This window comes from Leucobacter celer subsp. astrifaciens (assembly GCF_001273835.1).
GTDB lineage: Bacteria > Actinomycetota > Actinomycetes > Actinomycetales > Microbacteriaceae > Leucobacter > Leucobacter celer.
In genome coordinates, this window is record NZ_JHEI01000145.1 from 22,272 (window position 1) to 48,508 (window position 26,237).

Sequence of the window (26,237 nt, forward strand, 5' to 3'; positions counted from 1 at the left end):
AAACTGCGCGCAGAACTCCGGCACCGTGCCTAGAATCAGCGTAGGCGTACGGAGGGGTAGAAATGACTGAATCCAGCTTGACTCCCGCTGAAGCACGTGAACTGGCGTTCGAGGCGTACACCTACGGGTTTGCGATCGTCGAGAACTATCGTGCGATGTTCGGCATGTGCGTGTGGGAGGGATCACCCCAGTACGCCGGGTTCAACCGCTATCTCCACGGCCGAGAGCTGTTCGATTCCAGCTACGACACCGTCGTGAATGCGAACAACGACACGCTGTACTCCACGACTTTCGCGGATCTGAGGGCCGAGCCGCTCGTGATATCGGTGCCGCCCACCGGCGACCGCTACTTCGTGATCCAGCTCGTCGACATGGGAACCGATAACTTCGCCTATATCGGCACCCGGGAGACGGGCCCCGACGGAGGCGACTTCCTCCTCGTGGGCCCCTCGTTCAAGGGCGCGCTGCCGCACGACCGTTTCGCACGCGTGATCGTGGCCCCGAGCCAGTTCGTGGCGCTGGCGACTCGTACAGCAATCGACGGTCCCGAAGACCTCGATGGCGTGACCGCCATTCAAGAGCAGTTGAGGATCCGCCCGCTGAGCGAGTTCCTCGGCACGCGAGCCGCAGCCGCAGCGCCGCGAATCGACTTCCCCGCGTACTCCCCCTCCGTGTACGGCACGGCGGAACTGTTTCCGCTGCTGAACTTCCTGCTGCAGTTCCACAGCATCCCGCTGCGCGAGAACCACCTGCTGAGACGTCTGCGTGCCATCGGTATCGGCCCCTACGAGACGTTCGACGTCGAGAAGTTCGAGCCGGACGTCCGGGCCGGGATCGAGGAGGGCGTCGCTGCCGCTCACCATGCGATAGAGGAGCGCGGCAATGCGCTCGGTGCGCTCATCGGCGGCTGGCAGGATATTCCTCCCATGGGCGACTACGGCGATGACTATCTGTTCCGATCCGCGGTCGCGTGGAAGTTCATCTACACGAACTCGCCGCAGGAGGCGATCTACCCGATCGCGGAGACCGATGCTGAGGGCGAGCATCTGCACGGCGGGGAGGAGTACGTGCTGCACTTCCCAGCCGGAGAGCTGCCCCCTGTCGATGCCTTCTGGTCGATCACGCTCTACGAATCGGCCAGCCGCCTCATGACCGAGAACGCGATCGGCCGGTACTCGATCGGAGACCGCACGCCCGGGATCCGCTACGCGGAGGACGGCTCGCTGAGCCTCTACATCCAGCATGGGTCGCCCGGGCCCGATCTCGAGAGCAACTGGCTGCCTGCTCCGGCCGGCCGCTTCTACCTCAATGCCCGTGCGTACATACCCCGGCCGTCCTTCCTAGACGGCAGCTACCGGCTTCCCGCGGTCCGGCGGCGCACGGCCGCGTAGTCCCGTCACCCCGCGGGTCGGATCGGCTAAAACGCGCCGATCCCCTGGCCGATCATGGTCGCCGCGATCACAGTCAGCAGCACGCTCATGATCGTGCTGTTGTTCAGCACGAGCCAGTTCCGGAGCGATTCGAGCGCTCCCGCCATCTTCGACGCGGCCAGCAGATAGGCGAGCACCGGGACCGCGACGGTTGCGGCGGCGATGATGACGAAGATCACGATCGCGACCGCGGTTGACGACCGATCCTCACCGGCGCTCAGGCTGATACCCGCCGAAGCCGCCAGCAGCAGGTTCTTCGGGTTGACCGCGGCGAGCAGCAACGCGAGGCCTGCAGCCTTCGGCGCGGTCATCGAATCGACGGCCGACATCCACTTCGGCAGGTCCGGCGCCTCCCCGTCGCGCGGGCGGGATCGCCACTGCTTCACGCCAAGCAGGAGGAGCACCACTCCGAGCAGGATCCTCACCACCCCGGAGATGACACGCGCGGTATCGGACTGCTCCGTCGGCAGCAGCGTGCCGAGCAGCGTGAACGCCGTGACGGCGATCGAGATCCCCGCAATCCACCCCAGGAGAAACCCGACACTGGTCAGCCTGGCCTTCGGGGAGAGCAGCATGAGGATGGTCGCGATGATCGGAATCGGACTGATCGCCACCCCCACCGCGAGGGGCAACACCTCGCCAACGGCCGCCGCCATCTCAGGCCGCTCCTGCAACGGGAGGCGAGGCTGCGGTGCTCGCGAGCCGGGGATCGTCGCTGATCATACTCGGATGCTACTCGAAACCGGTGGCGCCACCGCCCGCGATCGTGTTCAGAGCGGGATCGGGACCCCCGCGGCGAGCCTCTGATACGTCTCCGCACCGAGCGTGGCCGTGAGCACACCGTCGACGATCTGTTTGCCGGCGTCGCTGAGGATGGCGTCGTGCATCGGGCGCACGATCGCGTGTTCGAAGCCGCGCGCATAATCGATCGAGTCGGCGAGCTTCAACCAGGGAGCCGCGACGGGCAGCAGCAGCGTTCGCACCGCAGCCGGATCCTCGATCACCGGATGGGAGTCTCCCGTGTGCAGGGTCTCCCCCTCGACCAGGTACGCGTTGTTCCGCATCCGGGGCAACCCCGGATAGACCTCGGCGTGCTCTCCTCCCAGCACTCGCACTTCCAGGCCCGCGGCGACGAACGACTCGCCGGGCTCGACCGGGTGGATCCGAGCGGCATCGATTCCCGCCTCGAGCAGCTGGGCGGCGACGTCTTCGGGGGCCCACACGTGCGCAGCGATCCCATCGAGCACGCCTGCTGCGAGGTGATCGGGGTGCCCGTGCGAGATGAGCACGGCCTCGGCCTCGCCCAGAGCGCCGAGGTCGCTGAACGCCCCGGGATCGATCACGAGAGAACGATCGCCCCGCTCGATCTTGACGGCCGAGTGTCCGAGCATGGTGATGGTGGTCATGCGTGAGCCTTTCATCGGGTGTCACGTCCCACGCTAGGTTCAGTGCTCCGTCGCCACAAGACGGAATCGGCACGAGTCGGTGCGCGATCAGCCCTGCAGCGTGCGGTCCCGCCCGGAGAGGTACCCGAACCACATCAGGACGAGTTCGACGACGATGAGCGATACCAGTGCCGGTGCCCAGGATCCCGTGGCGTCGTGCAGGGCTCCGACCGCGACAGGACCGGCGGCGGCGAGCAGATAGCCGATGCACTGGGCCATGCCCGAGAGGGAGGCCGCCTGGGAGTGGTGCTCGGTGCGCAGGCCGAAGAGGGAGAGCGCGAGCACGATGCCCGCGCCTCCTGCAAGACCGGCGACGCACGCCCACAGCGCCCCGGCCTGCGGAGCGAAGAGGATCCCCGCGGTTCCCGCGAGCATCGTCAGCGGGATCAGGATGCCCAGCATCCGCTGATCGCGCAGTCGCGTGATGAGCGCGGAGCAGGCGAGGCTGCCGAGTATCCCGGAGGCGTTGAGCAGGAACTGGTGCCCGCCGGCTGCCGCTTCGCCGGTCCCCGCCGAGATCTCGATGGCGGGCAGCCAGGTGATGAGCACGTAGAAGACTACGGACTGCAGGCCCATGACCACCGTGACCTGCCAGGCGAGCAGGCTGCCCCACGGTGATCGGAGCGCGCGACGGGCCGGCACCCCGGGCGTCGGGGGCGTTGCGGGGTGTGCGAGCGGCACGGGAGTCGCGGAGGGCGCGGGATCCGTCGGCGCGTCCTGCCGGATCGGGGGCGTCGTGGGGCGGCGCAGCTGGGGCGCGAGCACCCCGAGCGCGATGAGCGCGAGACCCGCCCACATGCCCAGCGGCAGCCGCCACCCGAGTGCTGTGGCGCCCGCGATCGGCACCGCGACGCCCGCGGCGATGGCGGCGAAGATCGACTGCACGGCGGAGTATGCGCCGGTGAGCTGCCCGATCCGCAGCGGGAAGTCGCGCTTCACGATCGCGGGGAGCAGCACGTTCAGCACCGCGATCGACACGCCGATCAGGATCGTGCCGGCCCAGAGGAGCGCGATAGGCGGCATCGAGCGCACGGTGAGACCTGCTGCGAGCACCAGCAGGCTCAGCCCGATCGTGCGCTCCAAGCCGAGACGGTGCGCCGCCCTCGGTGCGAAGGGGGAGACGACGGCGAAGGCGATCAGCGGAAGGCTCACGAGCGCGGAGGCCTCGATCGAGGAGAGCCCGAGATCGTGCACGATGCTCGTCAGCACCGGGCCGACCGTGGTGATCGCAGCGCGCAGGTTTCCGGCGACGAGCAGCAGCCCGGCGAGGACGAGAGCCGTCGGGAGTGGACGGATCGGCTGCGCTCCAGAGGCGCCTGGCGCCGGGATCCTCGTCATGGGTGATGTGCCTTCGGTTCTGGATGATTCAGTGCTTGGCGACGTGGGCGTGCACGAGTTCGACGGTGCGGTCGGCGGCTCGTGCCGCCGCTTCGGGATCTCCCGCCGCGACGGCCGCGACGATCGCGACGTGGGCCTCGTCGATCGCGGCGATCTCCTCGGCTTCCGCGGCAAGGTCGAAGCCGGGATCGCGCATGTAGAGGAGGGCCTGCTCGTTCCCCCCGACGCCCCGGTAGATCTCGGCCAGCAGCGCGTTGCCCGACGTCTCGAGCAGCAGCCGGTGGAACGCGATGTCGGCAGCTGCGTACTCCCCCGCATCGGCGGCGCTCGCCCGCGCCGCCAGAGCTTCTCGTAGCGCGCGGACCTGCTCGGCCGAGGCCCGCCCGGCGGCCAGGCGCGCGCCCTCGCGCTCGAGGATGCCGCGCACCTCGGCGACGTCGACCGCGCGGTCCTGGTCCACCCGCCGGGCGAGCGCCGGAGCGACGTCGCTCGTCGCGGTCACGTATGTGCCGTACCCTGCGCGAGCGCCGAGCATACCCGCGTGCACGAGGGCGCGCAGCGCCTCACGCACGCTGTTGCGACTCACCCCCAGCTCTTCGGCGAGATCGAGCTCGCCCGGCAGCAGCGACCCGACCGGGAACTCGCCTGAGGTGATGCGCTGCCGCAGCTGTTCGGCGACGCGCTCGGACAGAGTCGGGACTGGTGCGATGCGAGGCATGGTCCCCACCGTATCAAATAGCCTAATGTAGGACAAATAAGCGCTTCCGCTTTTCACCTGCACCCCCGAAGCGCCGTCGGCCGATTCGAATGGCATCACATAATCAAAACGATTTGATATAGGATCGACGAGATCGAGCATTCAGCACGAGCAAGGAGGCCAATGCATGAAGCTGTCCCATCGCGTTCCGCAGATCCCCGTCGCAACACGAGAGAGCACCCGAGGGAGCGTGGTCGCGGCACGAGATACCAGTGTGCAGGCCGGACTCGAGATGTTCGACCAGGGCGGCAACGCCGTCGACGCCGCAGTCTCCACGGCGCTCGTCGCGGGCGTGATCGAGCCCACGGAAACCACGCTGGCGGGCAGCGGGTTCATCCTGCTCCATCACCCGTCGCTCGGTCCGATCTCGGTGGAGTTCGGACCGCTCGCTCCTGCCGCAGCTCACGCCGAGATGTACGAACTCGACGCGGAGGCGGCGCCTTCTCCCGTGCTCGGCCTCGCCCCGGTTCGCGGCAACACGAACGTGACGGGTCCCCTGGCATCCGGGGTGCCCCGAACGCTGTACGCCCTTCTCGAGACCCAGGCCCGATGGGGACGCCTCAGCCTGCAGCAGGTGCTCGCTCCGGCGATCCGCGCTGCGGCGGAAGGATTCGAATCCGACGGCTGGTTCGTGCTCAACGCTCTCCAGGACCTCGCACTCCTGCGGAAGGATCCCGGATGCGCTCGCACCTTCCTCACCCCCGACGGCCTCCCGATCGGAAGCGACAGCGCGGTCGCCTACGGCCGGTCCGTCGCCACCCCTCCTCGCGTTGTCCAGCCCGCACTGGCGGAGACACTGCAGCGGATCTCGGACCACGGTCGGCAGGACCTGCTCTCGGGCGAAACAGCGCGTGCGCTGATCGAGACGTTCGAGGAATACGGCATGATCCTCTCGAAGGACGATCTCGCACGCATCCCACCCGAGGTGCGAACCCCGCGGTGCATGCCCTTCCGAGGCTCGCGAATTGCCGTTCCGCATTCCCCCGGCGGCGGGCTGACCGTGCTCGAAGCGCTGAACGTGTGGCAGCACCTGGTGCCGACCGGAACAGATCTCCCGCGGGAGAAGCGCCTGCTGCTGCTCTCCCGAGTACTCCGGCACGCGTTCGCCGACCGCTATCACTGGCTCGGCGACAGTGCGGCAAGACCCGTTCCCGTCGACGCGCTCCTCTCCGACGACTACGCGAAGCAGATCGCACGGCGTTGCGCGGAGTCGCCCTGGGACGGGGACCAGGTGGTGGGTCCGCCCTGGACCCACTTCGCCGGCACCGCGCTGAACGACCCGTGGCCGTTCGATCCCGAACAGCGGTCCGCTCAGTGGTCGGGCAGCGGGGCCAGCGAGCCCACGAGCGGAACCACGCACATCTCCGCCTCTGACACCGACGGCTGGATCGCATCGATCACCCACACCGCTGCGAATCACTTCGGCTCAGCGGTTCTCTGCCCGAGGACCGGTCTCCTCTTCGACTCCTCGATGGCATGGTTCAACGCACGACCCGGATCGGCGAACAGCGTCCTGCCCGGCGGCCGTCCCGTCGCGAACATGGGCCCCGCCCTGATCCTGGACGGCACCAGCGGCGCGGGCCGGGCACTCGGTGCTTCGGGCGGCAGACGCATCATCAGCGCGGTGACGCAGCTCGTCATCGAGATCGCCGAGAACGGCCGCTCCATCAAGGAAGCCCTCGCAATGCCTCGGATCGACTCGAGCGGGTCGCAGACGGTGATGCACGAGTTCGATGCGCCGATCGCCGAGTCGATCGTGGAATTGGACGCTCAACTGATCGGCCAACGGTCACTCCCATTCGAGCTCGATTTCGCGAGGGCCAACATCGCGGAGTTCGTCCCTGGCGGGCCTGCGCGCACGGCGATCGAAGCGCGGGCATACGATTTCTGACAGCGCGGATGCGCCCCGGCGAGAGCATGCGATGCCGGACGGCGCGATGATCCTCAACAGAACCGGGTCGAAACGGTAACGCTCTCGTGAATCGCTTGCGCGATCCGGCTCCTGTCCTTACGCTAATAGATGTCAAAACGATTTGATTACTAGACCCAGCCCCATGATCGAAGGAGATCCCATGGTCACCCCATCATCGACTCGCTCGAACCGAATCCTGCAGGGGAGCGCGCTTGCCGCCACGTGCGCGCTCGCGCTGACCGCCTGCGCCGGCAGCGGAGGCTCCCCCGACGCGGCCGGCACGTCGAACGGCTCCGGCTTCGCCGATATGTCCCCCGTCACCCTCGTGGTGCAGTCACCGTACGGCCCCGATCACTTCATGTCGGAGATGTGGGTCGACTACGCAGAGGTCATCGAGGAGAGGTCCGAGGGAAAGATCACCTTCGACATCTCGTACTCATCGGCCTTGAGCTCGGTCGCCGAGCAGGAAGCCGGACTGCGCGACGGCTTGCTGGACATGGCCTGGTCGATGCCGGCATACAATCCGACCGCGCTCCCCATCAACGCGCTGATCACAGAAGTGGCCTTCCTCACTGAGCAGACTCCGCTCGTATCGCAGCTGCAAGGTCACGGCTCGACTCAGTTCGGCATGGAAAACGAAACCCTCAATCAAGAGCTCTCCGACGCGGGGCTCGTCTCGCTGTTGACGATGGTCGGTCAGATGCCCAACAACGTCATGATCTGCACGGATAGCCCGGTGCAGTCGCTCGCGGACTTCGCCGGCAAACGGATCCGCGTTCCCGGCGCAGGCTGGGCGACCGAGGTCGAGGCGCTGGGGGCGACTCCGGTGAACATCGTGCAGGCGGAGGTCTACGAAGCACTCGAGCGCGGTGTCATCGATTGCGCCGTGCAGTCGCCCGCGAACAGCCTGCAGCTGGGCATGCTCGATATCGCCGACTACTACTCGATCGACACCGAGGTCAACTTCCAGGGCTGGAACGGCACCCACATCACGATGTCGGAGCGCGTCTGGAACGAGCTCCCTCTGGAAGCTCGACAGCTGCTGTGGGACGAGGCCGGCAACACGCTGCTGCGGAGCATGCTCGTGGGCGGGATGGACGCCTGGGCCGAGGAGATCCGGACCGCCTCCGAAACGCTCGAGGTGGTCGGCTACGACGACGACGTCCGTGAGGCGCTCCGCGCGCAGCGCGAGAACACCCTCGCCGATGTCGAAGAGCGCGCCGACGAACTGGCAGGCGAGGGCAACGACCTCATCGCCAGCTACCAGGCGGTACAGGCCGACTGGCGCAACATTGTCGGCGAGATCGGTTACTCCGACGACACCCACCCCACCTGGATCGATTGGGCCGAGGCGTATGACGCCTCCCCCACGAATGTCGACGCCTTCATCGACGCATACATGGAGCGCGTGCAGATCCCGAATCGGCCGCAGTAGCGGAACGAATACGGGTGGGATCGTGCGCCCGCGATCCCACCCGGTTCTCGCGTTCCCCGCAGCGCCCCCAAGAGACTAGGAGCCCCCTATGCCAGCATCTGCAAGCGGCCAAGACCCGGCTCTCCCCGAGACCATCGGGGAGCAGACGCCCCTCCGAGGCGCCCCGAGCATGCTCGAGCGCATCACGAACGCGGCTGGAGTCTTCGGCGGGATCGGGATCCTCCTGCTGCTGCTCCACGTCGTCGCGGACGTGGCGTCGCGCCATGTTCTCAATCGCCCTCTGCACGGCACCCTGGAGATCTCCCAGTACTGGTACATGCCGATCATCGTCTTCCTCGGGCTCGCGATAGCGGAGCGAACCGATCAGCACATATCCGCGCCAATCATCTACGACCGCCTCAAGCCCGGACTGCAGCTGGAACTCGCCGCGATCGCCACGGTGCTATCCGTGCTGCTCCTCACCGGGTTCGCCTGGTTCGGGTTCGAGGAGGCGGTGACCCTGATGCAGCAGGGCGCCGCAGGTATCGTCAGCCAGGTGCCGATCTGGCCCACCCGGTTCCTCGTTCCTCTGGGGTCGCTGCTCTTCGCCCTGGAAATCATCGCAAAGTTCATCTCGCACGCAAGGCAGGTGCGGGCGGCACATCGAGAGGAATCCACACGATGAACGTCACCACCACACTCGAAGTCGCGCAGAAGCCGGTGAAGCTCCAAGACGCGAAGTACTGGCGCTCATGGCCGGTGCGCTGCGTGCTGTACGGTCTATCCATCCTGACCGTCGGGGCGATGATCTTCGGAAGCTTCTCCGCGCCAGCGGTCGGCGGTCTCGCAGCGCTGCTGATGCTCTGTCTGCTGTTCATGAACGTTCCGATCGGCGTGGCCATGGGCATTGCAGGTGCGCTCGCGCTGCTCATCATGCGCGGACAGGGAGTGATGGAGGGGGCGCTTCGCTCGCAACCCTTCGGTATCACGGCGGTCTGGAGCTATGCGGTCCTGCCGCTCTTCATCTTCATGGGGCTGCTCCTCTGGCGCTCGGGCATCTCCGAGCGGATCTATGCTGCGGCGACGAACTGGCTGTCCTGGCTGCCGGGCGGCCTCGCGGTCGGCACCAATTTCGCGGGCGCGGGCATGAGCGCCATCACGGGGTCCACTGTCGCGACCGTGGCAGCACTCGGCCGCATTGGCCTGCCGGAGATGCTGAAACGCAATTACGATCCACGTCTGGCCACCGGTTCAGTCATCATCGCCGGCACCGGAGGCCAACTGATCCCCCCGAGTATCTACATGGTGATCTACGCCGGGATCGCCTCCGTTCCCGTCGGCCCGCAGCTCATGGCCGGCATCGTTCCCGGTCTGCTGCTCGCGGTGCTGTACACCGTCATGATCATCGCCATCGTGGCCGCCTTCCCGCATCTGGTCGGACGCAAACGGGGTGAGAGGTTCGGTGACGCCTCGATCGGCTGGGCGGAGCGATGGCGGTCTCTGGCGAGGATCTGGCCGCTGCCGATGCTGGTACTGGTGATGTTCGGCGGCATGTACGCCGGGTTCTTCACGACGACCGAGGCCGGCGCCATCGGCGCGCTGGGCGGCCTCCTCCTGACGTTCCTGTATCTGCGCCCCCGGAAGGCGGTGCACGCCGTCGGTCAGTCCCTGAAAGACACCGTCGGCTCGACCGCAGGAATCTTCTTCCTCTTCTTCGGAGCGATGGTCTTCAACCGGGCCCTTACCGTGAGCGGCGCGACCAACGTGATCACCGAGGCGATCGACGGTCTCGGCCTCAACGCGATCGGTTTCCTCCTGATGCTCGTGCTGATGTATCTCGTACTGGGGATGGTTCTCGATCCGCTCACCATGATGCTCATCACGGTGCCACTGCTCATTCCGTCACTGGACTCGCTCGGCATCAGTCTGGTGTTCTTCGGCGCCTTCGTCGTGCTGCTGGGAGAACTGGCCGTGACCACGCCGCCGGTCGGCATGCTGGTCTTCATCCTGTTCAAGCTTGCGCAGCTCAAAGAGGTGAGCATGGGACGGAAGATCACCCTGGGGCATGTGTTCCTGGGTTCGGCCTGGTTCCTGCCGATCTCGGTCGCACTGCTCGTGCTCATGATCTTCTTCCCGCACATCGTCACCTGGCTCCCCGAGCAGATGTCCGAGCGATAGCGCTGACCGGCCTTTGCTGAGGAGCGCCCATGATGGGGTCATCTCGGTCGCGGAAGCGACTCCCGCCACATGATCTCCGGCTGCACGGTCAACGGTTCTCCGGGGGGATCTCCCCCGTCCGCGAGCCGAAGCGCCAGACGGACCGCCTCCGCTCCCGCTTGATCCATGCGCAGTTCGAGCGACGTCACCGGAGGAGTGGAAGTGCGCGTGAGCTCGCTGTCGGTCAGCGCGGCGATCGCCAGCTGACCGGGGACGTCGACGCCGAGCGACGTGGCCACCTCGAGCACACCGCGAGCGAATGTACTAGGGCCGGTGAGAATCGCATCCGGAGGGTTCTCACGGGAGAGCAGACGATGCGCGGTGTCGAGTGCTCCCTGCATGCCGGTCCCCTCATACACGGCGATGTGCTCGGGGGGGAATCCATGAGCGAGACACCATTCCTCGTAGGCCGCCGTCGAGATCCGATTCCAGGAGTTGGACTCAGTTCCCGAGATGTAGGTGATGCGTTTCCGCCCCTCCCCGCGCATCGCCTCGAGCATCTCGACGGTCGCGGTGCGGAAGTCGATGTTCACCACCCACGGTACGTCGGCGTGGACCGGGTCCGCATCGATCATGACAACAGGAGTGCCGCGGGACCTCAGTTCGGCCACCACCTTGTCGTCAAAGCAGGGGTGGGCCACGATACAGGCGTCCATGGCGACGCTGGTGGCCGAGCTGTCCAAGACATCGGGCACGTGGATCAGCCCGCGACCGTGCTCGAGCGCGTGCGTGGCGATCGAGCTCAGCAGACTCTGAAAGGTCTCAGTTCCGCGCAGGGTGCCATGGATCGCGTCCTTCGGCCGAAGGATCAGACCGATGATGCCGGCTTTGGAGGAGCGAAGCGACCGCGCCGAGGGATCCGGTTGGTAGTTCAACTGCGCCGCGGCGTTGCGCACCCGCTCCTTGGTCTTCTCGGATATGGGACGGCTGCCCGAGAACACATGAGACACCGTGCTGATCGACACATTCGCCAGGCTCGCGACATCTCGGATCGTGACTTTCCTGCCGTTCGGCGGGGGGTTCCTCGTCATCGATCTCTCATCCTCTGGGTGCAGTTCCTAGTAGTAGTGTATGCTAAATCAAATCGTTTTGATTATCTTCACTCGACGAAACCAAAGACGCCGATCCGCCACATCGAGTGAGCAAGACCTCGGACCGAAAGGAACGAACGTGAGAATCGCACTGTGCCAATTCACCGCGGGAACCGATAAGGCCGCGAACCTGCGGGGGATCCTGGATCGGGTCGATGAGGCAGCTTCCCAGCAGGTGGATCTGCTCATCTTCCCCGAATATGTCATGTACATGTCGGATGAATCGAGCGCGGCGATCCGCGACCAGGCGGAGAGCCTCGACGGCCCGTTCGTCACCGCTCTGCGCAACGCTGCGCAACGACACGCGATGCACCTCATCTGCAATGTATTCGAGAGCTCGCATGAGAGCCGGCCCTTCAACACCTCGGTGGTCATCGACGACTCAGGCGAGCTCATCGGAAGCTACCGGAAGGCGCACCTCTACGACGCCTTCGCGTATCGAGAGTCCGCGAATGTCCGGGCGGCGAGCCACCCGGAGCCCCTGGTCCTCGCGATCCACGGATTCAAGGTGGGCGTCATGATCTGCTACGATCTCCGCTTCCCGGAGTGGGCTCGAGCCAATGTCGACCGGGGCGCCGACCTCCTGGTGTACTCCGCCGGATGGCCGCCCGGCCCCCGCAAGGAGGACCACTGGACGACCATGCTCCGCAGCAGGGCCATCGAGAACACCAGCTACGTCGCCGGAGTCGTGCAGGGGCCGCCGCTCGCAATCGGCACGACCCTGCTCGTCGACCCGCTCGGCGGCATCGAGGGAGAGCTCACGAACGAGGACGGGCTCCTCATCCGCGACATCTCGCCGGAACGCGTGCGACGCGTGCGAGAACTGAATCCGAGCCTGCAGAATCGTCTGCCGGAGGGAGCCCTCAGCACCCCGGACTGAGGTTCGTTTCGCGCGGCGTTCGGCCTTTCGGTCGCGCCGTTGACGAGCCCCACAGACCGGCACGAACACGAGCCGCGTCGCCCGCGATGCGAACGCGCGATGCCACGGGGCTACCGTGGAGCCGACCGACCCCTCCGTCTTTCGCATTCACGGCAGAGGCTGTGCTTCCAAGGCACTGGCTTCTGAACCGTCCCGGGTTCTGTTCCGGTTGCGATGTGAGTACCGGCGCGGCGGCCCAGAACTGTTCGCCCTCCACACGTTCGGACACTCAGCCGGCCTGCAGCATGTTGCGCGAAGCTCGCAGCAAGCGATGAGGCCATCGCTGTCCGCCTGCGAACTGACCGCTCTACATCAGGGAAGAGGCGGTCAAAGAGGGCTCCTCGAATTGTACGGGTCTGCGTGATGAGCTTCCTGTCGTCACAAGAATGACACGGGCAGCACGATGACATTGGAGGTGACGTATGCGTGCTGGAGCTGCGCTCGTCGCAGTGGGTGTGGTTTGCCTGGCTTTGTCGGCTTGTGCCGGCACAGGAACCGGCAAATCCTATACGAGCCTGGAGGATCTCCTCGCGCAGTCATCGAGCTCGAGTGACGCACCCAGGGCCTTCTCCAAACGTACTCCGCTCGAGCCCTGCGGGCCGTTTGAGAGCTCGCAGGCAGAGACACCCGAGGAGCTCTTCGATTGTTTGAACAGCGCCGCCTCGAACGGAACGGAGGCTGTGCTCGTCAGCTACACGGTCGAGGGCGACCCCCTCGTTCGCTACTACCGCTGGGTGCCGGGAGGCGAACACGTCGAAGTGTTCACCGACGGAAGCTTCGACAGCTACGGGGGCTCCTGGTCGCTGAGCGTCTGTCCCCCGCCCGAGAAACTCGAACATTTGGAAGCTTGCGAGCATCAGATGACCTACTGAAGATGCGAACGGCTGGAGGTCTCCGAGCCAGACATGCGCTCCCGCGCCGCCCGAGCTCGGCCGGCGACTACAGGCATCCCAGGGGTTCGGCTCGTGACCGTCCTCAACACCTGGCTTCGACTCGCTGCACTCGCTCAACCGGCGGTGCAGCGCACACATAAAAGAACCCCCGCAAGTAGAAGCCTTGCGAGGGTTCAGTAACGGTGTAATAGCCGCTACGTGGCTCCGACCGGCATCGATCCGGTGACCTTTCGATTTTCAGTCGAACGCTCTACCAACTGAGCTACAGAGCCAGGCAATCTCCAGCTGGCGATCACCAGAGACGAAGAAACCCTTCCGTAGAAGGGTTCTTCGTCTGGCGACCCTGACGGGACTTGAACCCGCGACCTCCGCCGTGACAGGGCGGCGCGCTAACCAACTGCGCCACAGGGCCATGCTGATATTCAATTGTATTCGGTGTTAGTGACCCCAACGGGATTCGAACCCGTGCTGCCGCCGTGAAAGGGCGGTGTCCTAGGCCGCTAAACGATGGGGCCGAAGCAATTTCTCGCTTGCTACCGAGATGAAATCCTATGACGGATCACGCATGGAGCGCAAATCGAGTCCACGAAAGCGGGATCCCTGGCGTGTCGTGTCCGAACCAACGCCCCCGCGAAGGGTCATTCCGGACTCCCGAATCCACGAGAACCGTGGCACAGTGGGAGCAAGCGGGCCGCAACGGCGCGACCCGGCGACTGGAGGAACCATGGGATCCCACCCGCTCGACTCACTGACGGCAGACGAACTCTCGGCGACCTCGGCACTGCTGGCCGTGGAGAAGGGCATCGACGCCGGCTGGCGCTACGCCTCGATCATCCTGCGCGAGCCTCCGAAGGTCGCGGTCAAGGCCTGGCGCGAAGGGGACCCGATCGTGCGCCGCTCTCTCGCCGTGCTCTGGAACAAGCAGAGCAACGACGTCTACGAGGCCATCGTGAACCTCACCGAGGGCACGCTGGAGAGCTGGGAGCACGTTCCGGGCGTGACGCCCAACTTCACGGTCGACGAGTATCACGACTGCGACGTGGCGCTGCGGAAAGACCCGGCGGTGCGGGAGGCGCTCGAGCGCCGCGGCGTCGATCCCGACCTCGTGCTCTTCGACCTCTGGACCTACGGCCACGAGGTGATGCCGGAGCAGTGGCGGGATCGCCGCCTCGGCTGGGTGGACATCTGGGAGCGCGCGACCCCCGGGGGCAATCCCTACGCCCACCCCGTGAGCGGCCTCAAGGTGATCGTCGACGTGAACACCATGGAAGTGCTGCAGATCGACGAGGGGCACGACCGCGGCTTCCCCGAGGTGGACGCGGAGTACACCCCCGAGCTGCGCGGGATCGAGGAGCGGCAGGATCTCACACCGCTCGACATCGTGCAGCCCGACGGGGTCTCGTTCGAGATCGAGGGATCGCTGCTGCGGTGGCAGGACTGGGAGTTCCGCATCGGGTTCAACTACCGCGAAGGGCCGGTGCTCTACCAGGTGCGTTTCAAGGACGGCGACGAGTACCGGGACGTCGCCTACCGCATGTCGCTCGCCGAGATGATCGTGCCCTACCGCGACTCGAGCTTCGACCACTACCGCCGCACGGCCTTCGACATCGGCGAGTGGGGCTTCGGCTACATGTGCACCTCTCTCGAGCTGGGCTGCGACTGCTTGGGCGAGATCACCTACCTCGACGGGGTGCTCCCCGACACGAGCGGGCAGTCCCGGGTCACGAAGAACGCGATCTGCCTGCACGAGGAGGACGACGCAGTGCTCTGGAAGCACGTGGACCCCGACGCCGGCACCGAGGTGCGCCGCATGCGCCGCTTCGTGATCTCGGTGCACGCGACGGTCGCCAACTACGAGTACCTCGTGTACTGGCGTTTCTACCCCGACGGCAACATCGAGTGCGAGATCCGCGCCACCGGCATCATGGTCTCGACCCCGATGGAGGAGGACGCGGCCGCCTTCCCCACCGGCACCGTCGTCGACCGTCGCACGTACGCCCCCTACCATCAGCACTTCCTGGTGGCCCGCCTCGACCTCGATATCGACGGCGGCGACAACACGGTGGTCGAGTCCGATTCGATGGCGGCGCCCCTCAGCGACGCGAACCCCCTGGGGTTGGACCTCCACACGCAGGGCACCGTGATCGCCTCGGAGAAGGACGCCGGGCGCCTCTACAGCTGGGAACGGCAGCGCGCCTGGAAGGTGCAGAATCCCGGCAAGCTCAACGCCTGGGGCGCCCCGACCGCCTACAAGCTCGTGCCGACGGGGTCGTTCCCCGCGATGTTCGACGAGTCCTCGCCGATCCTGCGCCGCAACCCCGTGATCGGCAGCACGCTGTGGGTCACCAAGCACCACGACAGCGAGATGTGGCCCGCGGGCGACTACCCGACGCAGTCGAAGAACGATCTGGGCAACGGCATGAGCTCGTGGATCGCCGACGACGAGAACCTCGTCGACACCGATGTGGTGCTTTGGTACGTCTTCGGCATCCACCACATCACCCGCACCGAGGACTGGCCCATCATGCCCGTCGACAAGGTGGCATTCACGCTGAAGCCCTTCGGCTTCTTCGACCGCAACCCGTCGCTCGACGCACCGCGTTCCCCCGCCAAGGGATCCTGCTGCGCGGGCGGATCCTGCCACTGCGACCACGGCGCCGTCGACTGAGCAGAGCAGAGCAGAGCAGAGAGGGAGTCGAACTCGGGATGGGTCTCGGGTTTCGACTCCGCTGCGCTCCGCTCAACCGGCGGGAGAGACCGCGCTCCGCCGGTTGAGCGAGCNNNNCGAGTCGAAACCCGAGAAGGCTGCGAAGATCCCGCTCAGCCGCCGAGCGCGCGCTGCACACGGCTCAGCGAGATGTTCTCGTGCAGCATCGTGCCCGAGCTGGTGCGCTGCTCGAAGTGATACCCCATCTTGCCCTGGCAGAGCATGCCGATGAGGAACGGCTCGTCGGCATTCCACATGATCCACGTCGGCTGACCGTACGCATTGCTGCCCAGGAATGTGATCTCGATGTCGCGGCCGCCGATGCGCTGCACGCTGGGTGTCAGCGTTTCGCGCGTCAGGGCCACGCTGCCGTTCCCCGCCTGCTGCATCTCACTCATAGCACGATCCTAGCGAACGGCAGCGCGATTCGGACAGAGCACCTCCGAGGATGACACGAACGTCATCGCGGGAATCCCCTCAGGCGAAGAACGCTCCGGTCGCGCGGGCGAGTCCGTGCAGATCGTCGACGTGCGCCAACTCGCGCGCCGAGTGCATCGAGAGCAGCGGCACCCCCACATCGACGGTGCGGATCCCGAGCCGCGTCGCGGTGAGCGGGCCGATCGTGGATCCGCACGGCACCGTGTTGTTCGACACGAACTCCTGCGTCGCCACGCCGGCGGCCTCGCAAAGACCGCGCCACAGCGCCGCGCCGTGGGCATCGCTCGCGTAGCGCTGGTTCGCGTTGACCTTCAGCATCGGCCCCTTCCCCGCGAGCGGGCGCACCCGAGGATCGTGCTTCTCCGGATAGTTGGGATGCACGGAGTGCCCGGCATCGGCGGAGAGGCACCAGGATCGCGCGTTCGCGCGCGCGATGTCCTCCGTCGATGCGCCGAGGCCCACGCGAATGCGATCGAGCACGTCGGAGAGGAACGGACCGGACGCACCCGAGCGCGTCTGCGATCCCAGTTCCTCGTGGTCGAAGGCGGCGAGCATCGCGACGGTGGCGGGGGCCGGCTCGCTCTCGATCAGGGCGACGAGGCCGGCGAAGGTCGAGCTGAGGTTGTCGAGGCGCGGCGAGGCGAGAAGATCGCCGCGCGCGCCGATGCGCTGCGGGTACTGGGTGTCGTACAGGCGCACATCGGTTCCGGCGATGTCCTCGGGACGCATCTCCTGCGCGGCGAGCAGCTCGAGCACGGAGACGTCCTCGGCACCCGCCGCCAGCACCGGCTGCACGTGGCGCTGCCGGTCGAGTGCGAGGCCCGTGTTCGCCTCGCGGTCGAGGTGGATGGCGAGCTGCGGGATCCGCGCGACCGCGGGCGTACTGACCAGGTGCTCGGCGCCGTCGCGGGTCACGATGCGCCCGGCGAAGCCGAGGTCGCGGTCGAGCCACGAGTTGACGAGCGGGCCGCCGTACACCTCGACACCGGCCTGGGCCCATCCGTCCGCGGTGAAGTCGGGCCGGGGCTTGAGCACGAAGCCCGGCGAATCGGTGTGCGCACCGAGCACCCGCACGGGGCTCGTCGCATCGACGCCCTCCCCTGCGCGCCACGCGATCAGTGCGCCGTCGCGCACGACGAAGCCGCGCGATCCGGCCTGCACGGCCGTCCAGGCCTCGGCCTCGTCGTGCACCTCGAAGCCGGCGTCCAGGAGCGCGGCGGCGAGCGACGCCGCCGCGTGGAACGAGCTGGGCGACGCCGAGACGAACTCCGAGAACTGCTCGATGTAGGCGTCGCGATCCGCCAGCAGACGCTGCGGCGAACCCTGCTGCCCCGTGCCCACGGCGCCTAGACCTCTTCCGTCTCGCCGGACTCGGTGTCGGTCTCGTCGGAGTCCGGCTTCTCGAACGCCGCCGCGAACTCGGCCAGCAGTCGTGCGCCGAAGCCGGTGGATCCGGTCGAGCGCCACAGCTCGTCGCTCTCGGCCTGCATCGTGCCGGCGATGTCGAGGTGCCCCCAGGGCAGGCCGTCGACGAACTCGTTGAGGAACAGTGCGGCGAGGATCACGCCCGCGTACTGTCCGCCGATGTTCGACAGGTCGGCCGTGCTCGACTTGAGCTGGTCGCGGTAGCGGTGGTCGAGCGGGAAGCGCCAGATGTTCTCGTCGGTCGCATCGGCGGCGGCCTGCAGCTGCTCGGCGACGGCGTCGTTGTTGGCGAGCATCGCCGCCGTGCGTGTGCCGAGCGCCATCATCGCGGCGCCCGTGAGCGTGGCGATGTCGACGATCGCGTCGGGACGGCGCTCCTCCTCGGCGGCCAGCACCAGGCCGTCCGCCATCACGAGGCGACCCTCGGCGTCGGTGTTCTTCACCTCGACGGTCTTGCCTCCGCGGATGGTGAGCACGTCGCCCAGCTTGGTCGCGCTGCCGGAGGGCATGTTGTCGGTGCACATCAGCCAGCCGGTCACGGCGGTCCTGGCTCCCAGCTCGCGCAGCGAGGTCATCGACGCGAACACCGCCGCGGCGCCCATCATGTCGAACTTCATCGCGGCGTGCATGGCGTTCGACGGCTTCAGGCTGATGCCGCCGGAGTCGTACATGATGCCCTTGCCGATGAGCGCGAGATACCCGTCGGCGTCCGCCGGGCGGTACGAGACCTTGATCATGCGGGGCTCTTCGATGCTGCCCGCGTTGACGCCGAGCAGGCCGCCGGTGCCGAGCTCCATCAGCGCCGCGCGGTCGAAGACCTCGACCTCGAGCCCGAACTCCGGAGCCAGCCGCTCGATCACCTCGGCAAACTTCACGGCGCTGAGGTGACGGGGCGGGGTGTTCGCGAGGTCGCGGGCGATCGCGGCGGTGCGCGCGAGCACCAGACCGCGCTCGACGCCGTACTCGGCCGCCTCGACGTGCTCATCGCCGATCTGCAGCATGAGCTCGTCGAGGGCGACGGTGCTCGGATCGCCCTTCAGCGCGTCGTAGCGGTAGCGGGCCAGCACCGCTCCCTCGATCGCGGCCTGCACGGCGACGTCGGCGTCCCAGTCGCCGGCGCCGTCCTCCACCGAGTCGAGGATCCCGGTGAGGTCGACGGCCAGGCGGCCGGCCTCGCGAGCCGCGCGGGTGAACGCGGCGACGGCGTCGCGCAGCTGCGCGTCGGTCTCGAGGCCGGTCTTGCCGGTGCCCACCAGCACGCGCAGCGGCCTGCCGGGCAGCAGCAGGGTCTGGTTCGACGCGCCCGTGAAGCCCGCGGCTGCGAGCGCGTCGCGTCCGATCTCGGAGAGATCCGCGGGCAGCTCGCCCTCCGAGGAGACGAAGACTGCCGTCGCGGCGGGATCCCCGAGGGGCGTCGCCGAGACGCTGACCCGCGTGGAGTGCGCGAGCGAGGGAACGGGATCGAAGGCAGGATCAATCACAACACTCATGGGCTCCAGCCTAGCCCTGCCGGACACCCGCGGGCGCCCCGCTCACTCCCACTCGTTCACCCCCACGCCCTGTGCACTCGTGAAGTGGGAGTCGCGTTCTGCCGCTCTCCCCGAAGCGAAGCGGCAGAACGCGACTCCCACTTCGCGACTCAATCGACGGCGAGCGCGACGACGGGCGACACCCGGATCGCACGACGGGCGGGCGCGGCCGCGGCGACGAGCGCGAGCAGCACCCCGAACACCACGACCCCGAGGAGCACCGGCCAGGGGATCGTCGGCGCTGCGATCCCGAGCTGCGAACCGAGCAGAGACTGGGCCGCAGCCCACCCGTAGAAGACGCCGAGCAGCAGCCCGAAGCCGAGCGCGGCGAGCGTCATCTGCGCACTCTCGGCGAGCACCATGCGCCGCACCTGACCGCCGGTGAATCCCAGCGCGCGCAGCAGCCCGAGCTCGCGGGTGCGCTGCAGCACGCTCAGCGAGAGGGTGTTCACCATGCCGACGGCCGCGATGACCGCCGAGAAGCCGACGAGGCCCGTGAACACCGCGGTGGTCACGGTGAGCGTCTGATCGAGCGTGGCGGCGAGCGCCGGATCGTTCTCGAAGGCGAGGAGGGTCATGGTGCGGTAGCTGTCGAGCGCGACCGCGAACATGGTGACGAGCGTGACCCCGATCACGAGCCCGATGGTCGAGCGGGAGCTGCGCTCCGGGAATCGCACGGCGTTCGCGGCGGCGAGCCGGCCGGTGGGCGTCCCCCTGAAGAGGCTTCCGGCAAGGCGCAGCAGGGGCGGCATCACGAGGTGCGCCCCCAGCGCGATCCCGGTGAAGGAGAAGAGCCCGCCGAAGAACGAGACGAGCAGGGCGAGCGGGGAGACCAGGCTGAGCAGCAGGCCCAGCGTGAGCAGCGCGGCGCCGATGATGAACAGGATCACCGCCCACACAGTGCGCGCCGTGCGTCCTCGGGCCTCCTCCGGCCGCAATTCGACGGCCGCACCGGTCGCCTCGACGGGCGAGACCCGGCCCACTCGTCGCGATCCCACCCACGCAGCGGCCCAGGTGGTCACCACGACCACGGCGAGCGCGACAAGCGCGAGCGGGTCGAAGAGCGGGTAGACGCGCCCCTCCGGCAGCCACCCCAGGCCCGGACCCCACACGACGGCGACGGCGCAGAGCGCCTCCGCGAGCACGAAGCCGAGCGCGGCGCCGATGGCGCCCATGACGAGGCCCTCCCCCGCGACCCGGGTCCGCACGCGCGCTGAGGTCGCCCCCACCAGCCGCAGCAGCGCGATGGTGCGGGTGCGCCCGGCGATGATCGTCGCGAAGGTGTTGGCCGTGACGATCGCTCCCACGTAGAGCGCGATCACGATGAACACGAAGGACACGACGAGCAGCATCATGCGGAAGGTACCCGACTCCGCGATGAGTGCCGGGTCGAGGGCGGCCGTGAGCACACCGGTGAACAGGATCAGCGTGACCGCGAACATCGTGCTGAGCGCCGATACGACGATGGTCGCGGCGTGCTCGCGGATCCCGGCCGGCACTCTCATGCCGCGGCCCCCTGCGCCTCGAGGTTCAGCATGGTCTCGGAGATCTGCTCCGGTCGCATGGGACCGCGATCGGAGACGATGCGTCCGTCTGCGAGGAACAGGATCCGGTCGGCGTGGCTCGCGGCGATGGGATCGTGCGTGACCATGGCGATGCTCTGCCCGCCCTCGACCACCGCGGAGCGCAGCAGAGCGAGCACCTCGCGGCCCGTGCGGGAGTCGAGGGCGCCCGTCGGCTCGTCGGCGAAGACGATGTCGGGCCTGGTGGCGAGGGCGCGCGCGATCGCGACGCGCTGCTGCTGCCCACCGGAGAGCTCGTGCGGGCGGTGGGTGGTGCGCCCCTCGAGGCCCAGCGCGGCGACGAGCGCGGCGATCCGATCCCGCTCCTGCGCCGTCGGCCTGCGCCCGTCGAGTTCGAAGGGCAGCCGCAGGTTGCCCATCACGTCAAGGGTGGGCACGAGGTTGAACGACTGGAACACGAATCCGATCCGGCGCCTGCGCAGCCTCGTGAGCGCCGCGTCGCCGAGGTCGGTGATCTCGTCGTCACCGAGCCACACACGTCCTTCGCTGGCGCTGTCGAGGCCGGCCATGACGTGCATGAGCGTCGATTTTCCCGATCCCGACGGCCCCATGATGGCGGTGAACTGGCCGCGCTTGATGCCGATCGAGACATCGTCGAGGGCGGTGACGAGGTGGGCCCGGTCGCCGTAGTGCTTGCTGAGGTGGGCGACCCGCGCCACCAGGTCCATATCGCTCGGTCGAATATCCATGCTTCGACGCTAGAAGGCGGCCCGCGGCATCGCGTCAGCCCTGGGTACCGCGGGAGTCGTCCCCCGGTACCGCTTTCGCGACCGGCGGGCATCCGGAGACAAATATATGCGCAGGAATACAATCCGGGATCACATGTTGCACTCGACATGAAAGCGTTCGGATTCCTCTCCTTCGGGCACTACGGGCCCGTGCCCGGGTCGCGCGTGCGCACCGCGGGCGACATGCTGCGCCAGACCATCGAGCTCGCGGAGGGCGCCGACGAGATCGGCGTCAACGGCGCCTATGTGCGCGTGCACCACTTCGCCAGGCAGGCGGCATCACCGATCCCGCTGCTCACCGCGATGGCCGCGCGCACGAAGCGCATCGAGGTGGGCACCGGCGTGATCGACATGCGCTACGAGAACCCGCTCTACTTCGCCGAGGAGGCCGCGGCGCTCGACCTCATCGCCGACGGGCGAATCGCCCTCGGCGTGAGCCGGGGATCCCCCGAGACCGCACTGCGCGGCTACGAGGCCTTCGGCTACACCGGGGCCGAGGACCCGCGCGGCGCCGATATCGCGCGGGACAAGTTCGAGCTGTTCCTGCGCGCGATCGAGGGCGAGGCGCTCGTCGACAGCGACCCGCAGATGGCGCCTCCCGGCAGGCTCTCGATCGAGCCCCGCTCCCCCGGCCTGCGCGACCGCATCTGGTGGGGTGCGGGATCCCGCGCCACGGCCGAGGAGACCGGTCGCAAGGGGCTCAACCTCATGAGTTCCACCCTGCTCACCGAGGCGACGGGCGAGCCCTTCCACGTGCTGCAGCGCGACCAGATCGATCGCTTCCGCACGGCCTACCGGGAGGCCGGTCACACCGGCTCGCCGCGCGTCTCCGTGAGCCGCAGCGTCTTCCCGATCGTGAGCGCGGAGGACGAGGCGTACTTCGGGCTGCGCGGGCGCGACGGGCAGGATCAGATCGGCGTCATCGACGGGTTCCGCTCGACCTTCGGCAAGACCTACGCTGACACGCCGGATCGCCTCATCGAGCAGCTCAAGGCCGACGAGGCCGTCATGGCCGCGGACACCCTGATGCTCACGATCCCGAATCAGCTGGGCCCCGAGTACAACTTGCACGTGCTGCAGGCCTTCGCCGAGCACGTCGCCCCCGCGCTGGGCTGGAAACCCAACACGGAGAGAGCGGTCGAGGGCGACGCGGTGTAAGGAGTCCTGCTCTTCAGAGCGCGAGAGTCATGAACACGCTGTTCGGATCCTCTCGATAGGATCCGAAGGGCTGGCACAGCTGAAACCCCGTCTTTCGGTAGAGGCCCCGGGCAGGTGCGAAGAACTCCATGCTTCCCGTCTCGAGAGATACTCGCGTTACGGCTCGCTCGCGAGCATCCGCGAGCGCATGCTCGAGCAACGCGGACGCGATCCCCTCTCCACGGCGCGCAGGGTCGGTTCGCATGCTTTTCAGCTCCTCATGCCCTGAATCGAGCGAGGCAAGGGCGACAGTCCCGAGAACCGACTCCTCATCGGCCGCCGCCCAAACCCGAACGCCTGGAGCACACAATCCGCTCAGGTCGAGCGCGTGCCGGCTCTCCGGAGGAGCCGTCGGGAGCAGATCGCGCAGATGATCGTGCAGGAATTGAATCAAACGAGGATCAGCAAGGTCTGCGCGAGATATGCGGTGCATGATTCAACAGCCTATTGGACTCTACACATCGCTGAACCACGACGACTCCGAGCACCACCTGCATGTGCGGCAGGCCCTCGTCGAGCGCATCGCCCCCACGCTGGGCTGAAAGCCGAACACGGGGTCCAGTGCAGGGATCCGCGAAGACTCAGCGCCGATATCTGGTGTAGCCCGGCGTCCGAGCGGAAGCCGCGAGGCCCGCACGCTCGAGTGCGCTCTGGAGGCCGATCGACATCTCGGGCAGATCGGGGCGGCTGCCCGGGAGCGGCCGGGCGATTCCGGCCAGGAGCGAGCATCGTCTCCCCTGCCATTCGAGGACGACGCGCGCGTATTCGGTACCGGTGCACCAGATCAGGCCGCTGATCTCGTCGAACGGGATCCGGCGAGCATCCGAGCCGATCGTGAGCGTCAGAGCGTCGTGATCGTAGGCGAGGGTGACCTGTATCGTCCGCGCCCGGAACGGCGCTTTCAGCACGAGGAGCAGGGGAAGGCAGAGGCACAGTGCAGCTGCGATGATTACGATGCGCGCCACTCGCCCGGACTCGGGCGCGACCAGGATCGCCAGGGCGCTGACCAGCGCACCCGCGCACAGGGTGATCACCGCGATGGCGATCCCGAACGTCCTCAACCGGGCCCGCACGGCGGCGAACACCAGCGATTCGCCCTCCTTGCGCCCCTCCCACTCGGGTGCGGGCGGCGGCAGAGTGCGAAAGCGAGAGAGAGTCATTGACCAGCCGGTTCAGTGGGAGGGGCGATCGCTCCGCTGGGGCGCGACCGAGGTTTTCACGGATTCGCCCGTATTCGGAGAGCGGTCCAGGAAATCACAGTGTACTGGGCGGACCCTCGCCGAGCACGTCGCCCCAGCCCCGGGCTGGACACCGAGCACCCAGAGGGGGCGGTCGACGGAGAATGGCTCCCGCACCTACGCTTGACGCATGACCGCGAGTTGGGAAACAAGGGTCGGCCTTTTCTGGGATGCCGTGGACGAGGATCAGCCCGAGGCTGCCCTCGAGGCCATGCACGCGCTGGTCGAGGAACGTCCCGCCGATGACCCGGAGGCCGTGTACGAGTGGGCTTCCGTGCACGACTACCTCGGCATGGAGCGCGAGGCGATTCCGCTCTACGAGGCCGCTCTCGAACTCGGCCTCGCCGGCGCCCGAGAACCGCAGGCGATCATCCAGCTCGCGAGCTCGCTGCGGAACGTCGGCGAACCGGATGCCGCTGTCCGGCTTCTCCGCGAACACCCGAACGATGAGGTCACGGGTGACGCTGCCCAGGCCTTCCTGGCCCTGGCGCTCAGAGACAGCGGCCACCAGGACGAGGCTCTCCGCACGGCTCTGGTGGCGCTCTCCCGCACGCTGCCGCGGTACCGCCGCGCGGTCGAGCACTACGCGGAGCAACTCGTCACCCGCGCACGGCCCGCATCCGCTGAGACGTCACCGGATTCACTGAAGTCGGATTCTGAGCGGAATCCCGCCCCGACCGGGCCGTGAGCGCGGCACTCGCACCGGACGGCCCCGTTCCGACGAAGTGCGAAGATGGGGGCGTGATCGAACAGCTGCGCCTCCCGACGACCCTCGAGACACGGCACGGGCAGGTGACGATCCGGCGGGCCGTGCCCGAGGATCTCGACGCCATCGTCGCACTGATTCACGACGACCCGATCAGCGCGGCTCGCGGAGAGAACCCGGGCCCTGATGACGGATCGGCGTACCGCCGCGCCCTGTCTCAGATCGTCGAGGATCCCCGCAACGAGCTGATCATCGCCGCCGACGCGACGGATGCGATCGTCGGTACTCTGCAGCTGACCAGCATTCCCGGCCTGGCGCGTCGGGGAAGCACCCGTCTTCAGGTCGAAGCGGTGCGAGTCGCCCCGCACACGCGGTCGCTCGGGATCGGCGGCGCGATGATGAGGTGGGCCATGACGAAGGCCGCGCCGGCCGTCGGCGCGACTCTGGTGCAGCTCACCTCTGACAGCGCCAGAGCGGAGGCGCACCGGTTCTATCTGGGCTTGGGCTTCACCGATTCCCACGTGGGATTCAAGTACCGCGTCACCCTGTGACGGTACGCGCCCGGTCGGCGGACGGAGCAGACCGGCGTTCACCTCCGCGCGACGATGACGCCCTGGGGGCGCACCCCCGGGTCCACGCGGGTGCGGGCCTCGGTCACGGTGAAACCCGCGTGCTCGAGACGCTCGGCGAGCGCCTCGGCCGACCAGGTGTAGGCGGTGGTCACCGCGTGGTCGAAAGGCTCGCCGGCTGATCCGTCGAAGAACCCGATCAGCAGGCCCCCGCCCGGCGCGATGCACCGGGCGAACTCCGCGAGCGGCTCATCGATGGTTTCAGGAGGCATGTGGATGAGCGAGAACCACGCGAGCACTCCCCCGAGGCTCTCGTCCCGCACCCCGAGACGCTCCGCCCGCCCCACCCGATAACGCGCACGGGGGTAGCGTCTCGCCGCATCCGCGATGAAGGCCGCGGTCGGATCGACGCCCTCGATATCGATGCCCTCGCGCCGGAGGAAGTCCGTCCACTGCCCCGGGCCGCACCCGACGTCGATGATCCTTCCGCCGATCCCGCGCGCCCACGCGAGCAGGAAGTCCCGGTCCTGCTCCGCCGCGTGCTCGATCCTGCCGACGACCTCGATGTACTCCTCCACACGCGCGGAGTAGGCCGCCGACACCCGGTCGATCGTCATGGATCCAGCCTAGCCGCGGAGCAGACCCACTCATCATCGTTCCTCACCGGAGCACCTGGTCGCTCGCCCGAGCGGCCTGGGTCG

24 protein-coding genes and 3 tRNA genes are annotated in these 26,237 nt (G+C 67.5%); 11 read left to right on the forward strand and 16 right to left on the reverse strand.

Going from position 1 to position 26,237, the window contains the following annotated elements:
• Positions 1-62: 62 nt before the first annotated feature.
• On the forward strand, positions 63-1,391 hold the full coding sequence (locus tag AMS65_RS15725) for a DUF1254 domain-containing protein (protein WP_053385128.1): 1,329 nt from the start codon (positions 63-65) through the stop codon (positions 1,389-1,391).
• Positions 1,392-1,417: 26 nt separating this feature from the next.
• Here the strand turns inward: AMS65_RS15725 and AMS65_RS15730 are convergent, their stop codons facing one another.
• The 4 genes from AMS65_RS15730 to AMS65_RS15745 all read right to left on the reverse strand — a co-directional run bounded on the left by AMS65_RS15730 (position 1,418) and on the right by AMS65_RS15745 (position 4,931).
• Positions 1,418-2,086 (reverse strand): GAP family protein, encoded by a 669-nt coding sequence (locus AMS65_RS15730; protein WP_053385129.1) that lies wholly within the window; start codon positions 2,084-2,086, stop codon positions 1,418-1,420.
• A gap of 114 nt (positions 2,087-2,200) precedes the next feature.
• Positions 2,201-2,836, reverse strand: coding sequence for an MBL fold metallo-hydrolase (locus AMS65_RS15735; protein ID WP_053385130.1), 636 nt, complete (start codon positions 2,834-2,836; stop codon positions 2,201-2,203).
• Between the two features lie 87 nt (positions 2,837-2,923).
• Positions 2,924-4,213, reverse strand: a complete 1,290-nt coding sequence (locus AMS65_RS15740; protein ID WP_053385131.1) for a CynX/NimT family MFS transporter — start codon at positions 4,211-4,213, stop codon at positions 2,924-2,926.
• 28 nt (positions 4,214-4,241) lie between these two features.
• Positions 4,242-4,931 (reverse strand): FadR/GntR family transcriptional regulator, encoded by a 690-nt coding sequence (locus AMS65_RS15745; protein ID WP_053385132.1) that lies wholly within the window; start codon positions 4,929-4,931, stop codon positions 4,242-4,244.
• Between the two features lie 166 nt (positions 4,932-5,097).
• Between AMS65_RS15745 and AMS65_RS15750 the strand changes: the two genes are divergently transcribed.
• From AMS65_RS15750 to AMS65_RS15765, 4 genes are all read left to right on the forward strand, one after another.
• The gene (locus AMS65_RS15750; RefSeq protein ID WP_053385133.1) at positions 5,098-6,861 is read left to right on the forward strand and encodes a gamma-glutamyltransferase; all 1,764 of its coding nucleotides are present in this window, start codon (positions 5,098-5,100) and stop codon (positions 6,859-6,861) included.
• 181 nt (positions 6,862-7,042) lie between these two features.
• On the forward strand, positions 7,043-8,317 hold the full coding sequence (gene dctP / locus AMS65_RS15755; protein WP_053385134.1) for a TRAP transporter substrate-binding protein DctP: 1,275 nt from the start codon (positions 7,043-7,045) through the stop codon (positions 8,315-8,317).
• A gap of 88 nt (positions 8,318-8,405) precedes the next feature.
• Positions 8,406-8,981: a TRAP transporter small permease gene (locus AMS65_RS15760; protein WP_083451772.1), complete on the forward strand. Its 576-nt coding sequence runs from the start codon at positions 8,406-8,408 to the stop codon at positions 8,979-8,981.
• Entirely contained in the window at positions 8,978-10,474 is a 1,497-nt protein-coding gene (locus AMS65_RS15765) for a TRAP transporter large permease (RefSeq protein WP_053385136.1), read from the forward strand. The genes AMS65_RS15760 and AMS65_RS15765 overlap by 4 nt, the downstream gene beginning before the upstream one ends.
• A gap of 38 nt (positions 10,475-10,512) precedes the next feature.
• Here AMS65_RS15765 and AMS65_RS15770 read toward each other — a convergent pair whose 3' ends face one another.
• A complete protein-coding gene (locus tag AMS65_RS15770) occupies positions 10,513-11,544 on the reverse strand; it encodes a LacI family DNA-binding transcriptional regulator (protein WP_053385137.1) in 1,032 nt (343 codons plus the stop codon).
• A 139-nt stretch (positions 11,545-11,683) separates the two neighbouring features.
• Here AMS65_RS15770 and AMS65_RS15775 point away from each other — a divergent pair, with 139 nt between their 5' ends.
• Entirely contained in the window at positions 11,684-12,484 is an 801-nt protein-coding gene (locus tag AMS65_RS15775) for a carbon-nitrogen hydrolase family protein (RefSeq protein WP_053385138.1), read from the forward strand.
• Between the two features lie 461 nt (positions 12,485-12,945).
• The gene (locus tag AMS65_RS19555; protein ID WP_157502356.1) at positions 12,946-13,395 is read left to right on the forward strand and encodes a hypothetical protein; all 450 of its coding nucleotides are present in this window, start codon (positions 12,946-12,948) and stop codon (positions 13,393-13,395) included.
• 220 nt (positions 13,396-13,615) lie between these two features.
• Here AMS65_RS19555 and AMS65_RS15785 read toward each other — a convergent pair.
• The 3 genes from AMS65_RS15785 to AMS65_RS15795 form a co-directional block, all read right to left on the reverse strand.
• Positions 13,616-13,688: transfer RNA gene (locus tag AMS65_RS15785), tRNA-Phe, on the reverse strand.
• Positions 13,689-13,751: 63 nt separating this feature from the next.
• Positions 13,752-13,828, reverse strand: a tRNA-Asp gene (locus tag AMS65_RS15790).
• Positions 13,829-13,858: 30 nt separating this feature from the next.
• Positions 13,859-13,931 (reverse strand) — tRNA-Glu (locus AMS65_RS15795).
• 209 nt (positions 13,932-14,140) lie between these two features.
• Here AMS65_RS15795 and AMS65_RS15800 point away from each other — a divergent pair.
• Positions 14,141-16,084, forward strand: a complete 1,944-nt coding sequence (locus tag AMS65_RS15800) for a primary-amine oxidase (protein ID WP_053385140.1) — start codon at positions 14,141-14,143, stop codon at positions 16,082-16,084.
• A 152-nt stretch (positions 16,085-16,236) separates the two neighbouring features.
• On the opposite strand, the gene AMS65_RS15805 is transcribed toward AMS65_RS15800, so the two are convergent.
• The 5 genes from AMS65_RS15805 to AMS65_RS15825 all read right to left on the reverse strand — a co-directional run bounded on the left by AMS65_RS15805 (position 16,237) and on the right by AMS65_RS15825 (position 21,787).
• A complete protein-coding gene (locus AMS65_RS15805; RefSeq protein WP_053385141.1) occupies positions 16,237-16,521 on the reverse strand; it encodes a hypothetical protein in 285 nt (94 codons plus the stop codon).
• Positions 16,522-16,600: 79 nt separating this feature from the next.
• Positions 16,601-17,902, reverse strand: coding sequence for a M18 family aminopeptidase (locus AMS65_RS15810; RefSeq protein ID WP_394324730.1), 1,302 nt, complete (start codon positions 17,900-17,902; stop codon positions 16,601-16,603).
• 5 nt (positions 17,903-17,907) lie between these two features.
• Positions 17,908-19,476 carry a leucyl aminopeptidase family protein gene (locus tag AMS65_RS15815; RefSeq protein WP_053385142.1) on the reverse strand — a complete coding sequence of 523 codons (1,569 nt, stop codon included), beginning with the start codon at positions 19,474-19,476 and terminating at the stop codon, positions 17,908-17,910.
• 149 nt (positions 19,477-19,625) lie between these two features.
• Positions 19,626-21,020 (reverse strand): ABC transporter permease, encoded by a 1,395-nt coding sequence (locus tag AMS65_RS15820; RefSeq protein WP_053385143.1) that lies wholly within the window; start codon positions 21,018-21,020, stop codon positions 19,626-19,628.
• A complete protein-coding gene (locus tag AMS65_RS15825; protein WP_053385144.1) occupies positions 21,017-21,787 on the reverse strand; it encodes an ABC transporter ATP-binding protein in 771 nt (256 codons plus the stop codon). Before AMS65_RS15825 ends, AMS65_RS15820 begins: the two co-directional genes overlap by 4 nt.
• Before the next feature lie 147 nt (positions 21,788-21,934).
• Here AMS65_RS15825 and AMS65_RS15830 point away from each other — a divergent pair, with 147 nt between their 5' ends.
• Positions 21,935-22,984 (forward strand): LLM class flavin-dependent oxidoreductase, encoded by a 1,050-nt coding sequence (locus AMS65_RS15830; protein ID WP_053385145.1) that lies wholly within the window; start codon positions 21,935-21,937, stop codon positions 22,982-22,984.
• Positions 22,985-22,997: 13 nt separating this feature from the next.
• On the opposite strand, the gene AMS65_RS15835 is transcribed toward AMS65_RS15830, so the two are convergent.
• On the reverse strand, positions 22,998-23,456 hold the full coding sequence (locus AMS65_RS15835; RefSeq protein ID WP_053385146.1) for a GNAT family N-acetyltransferase: 459 nt from the start codon (positions 23,454-23,456) through the stop codon (positions 22,998-23,000).
• Positions 23,457-23,604: 148 nt separating this feature from the next.
• Complete coding sequence (locus AMS65_RS15840; RefSeq protein ID WP_053385147.1) at positions 23,605-24,183, reverse strand: hypothetical protein; 579 nt, start codon at positions 24,181-24,183, stop codon at positions 23,605-23,607.
• A 208-nt stretch (positions 24,184-24,391) separates the two neighbouring features.
• On the opposite strand from AMS65_RS15840, the gene AMS65_RS15845 reads away from it, so the two are divergent.
• Positions 24,392-24,949, forward strand: a complete 558-nt coding sequence (locus AMS65_RS15845; RefSeq protein ID WP_083451774.1) for a tetratricopeptide repeat protein — start codon at positions 24,392-24,394, stop codon at positions 24,947-24,949.
• A 53-nt stretch (positions 24,950-25,002) separates the two neighbouring features.
• On the forward strand, positions 25,003-25,518 hold the full coding sequence (locus AMS65_RS15850) for a GNAT family N-acetyltransferase (RefSeq protein WP_053385183.1): 516 nt from the start codon (positions 25,003-25,005) through the stop codon (positions 25,516-25,518).
• Positions 25,519-25,556: 38 nt separating this feature from the next.
• Here the strand turns inward: AMS65_RS15850 and AMS65_RS15855 are convergent, their stop codons facing one another.
• Complete coding sequence (locus AMS65_RS15855; protein WP_053385148.1) at positions 25,557-26,153, reverse strand: class I SAM-dependent methyltransferase; 597 nt, start codon at positions 26,151-26,153, stop codon at positions 25,557-25,559.
• Positions 26,154-26,237: the final 84 nt, after the last annotated feature.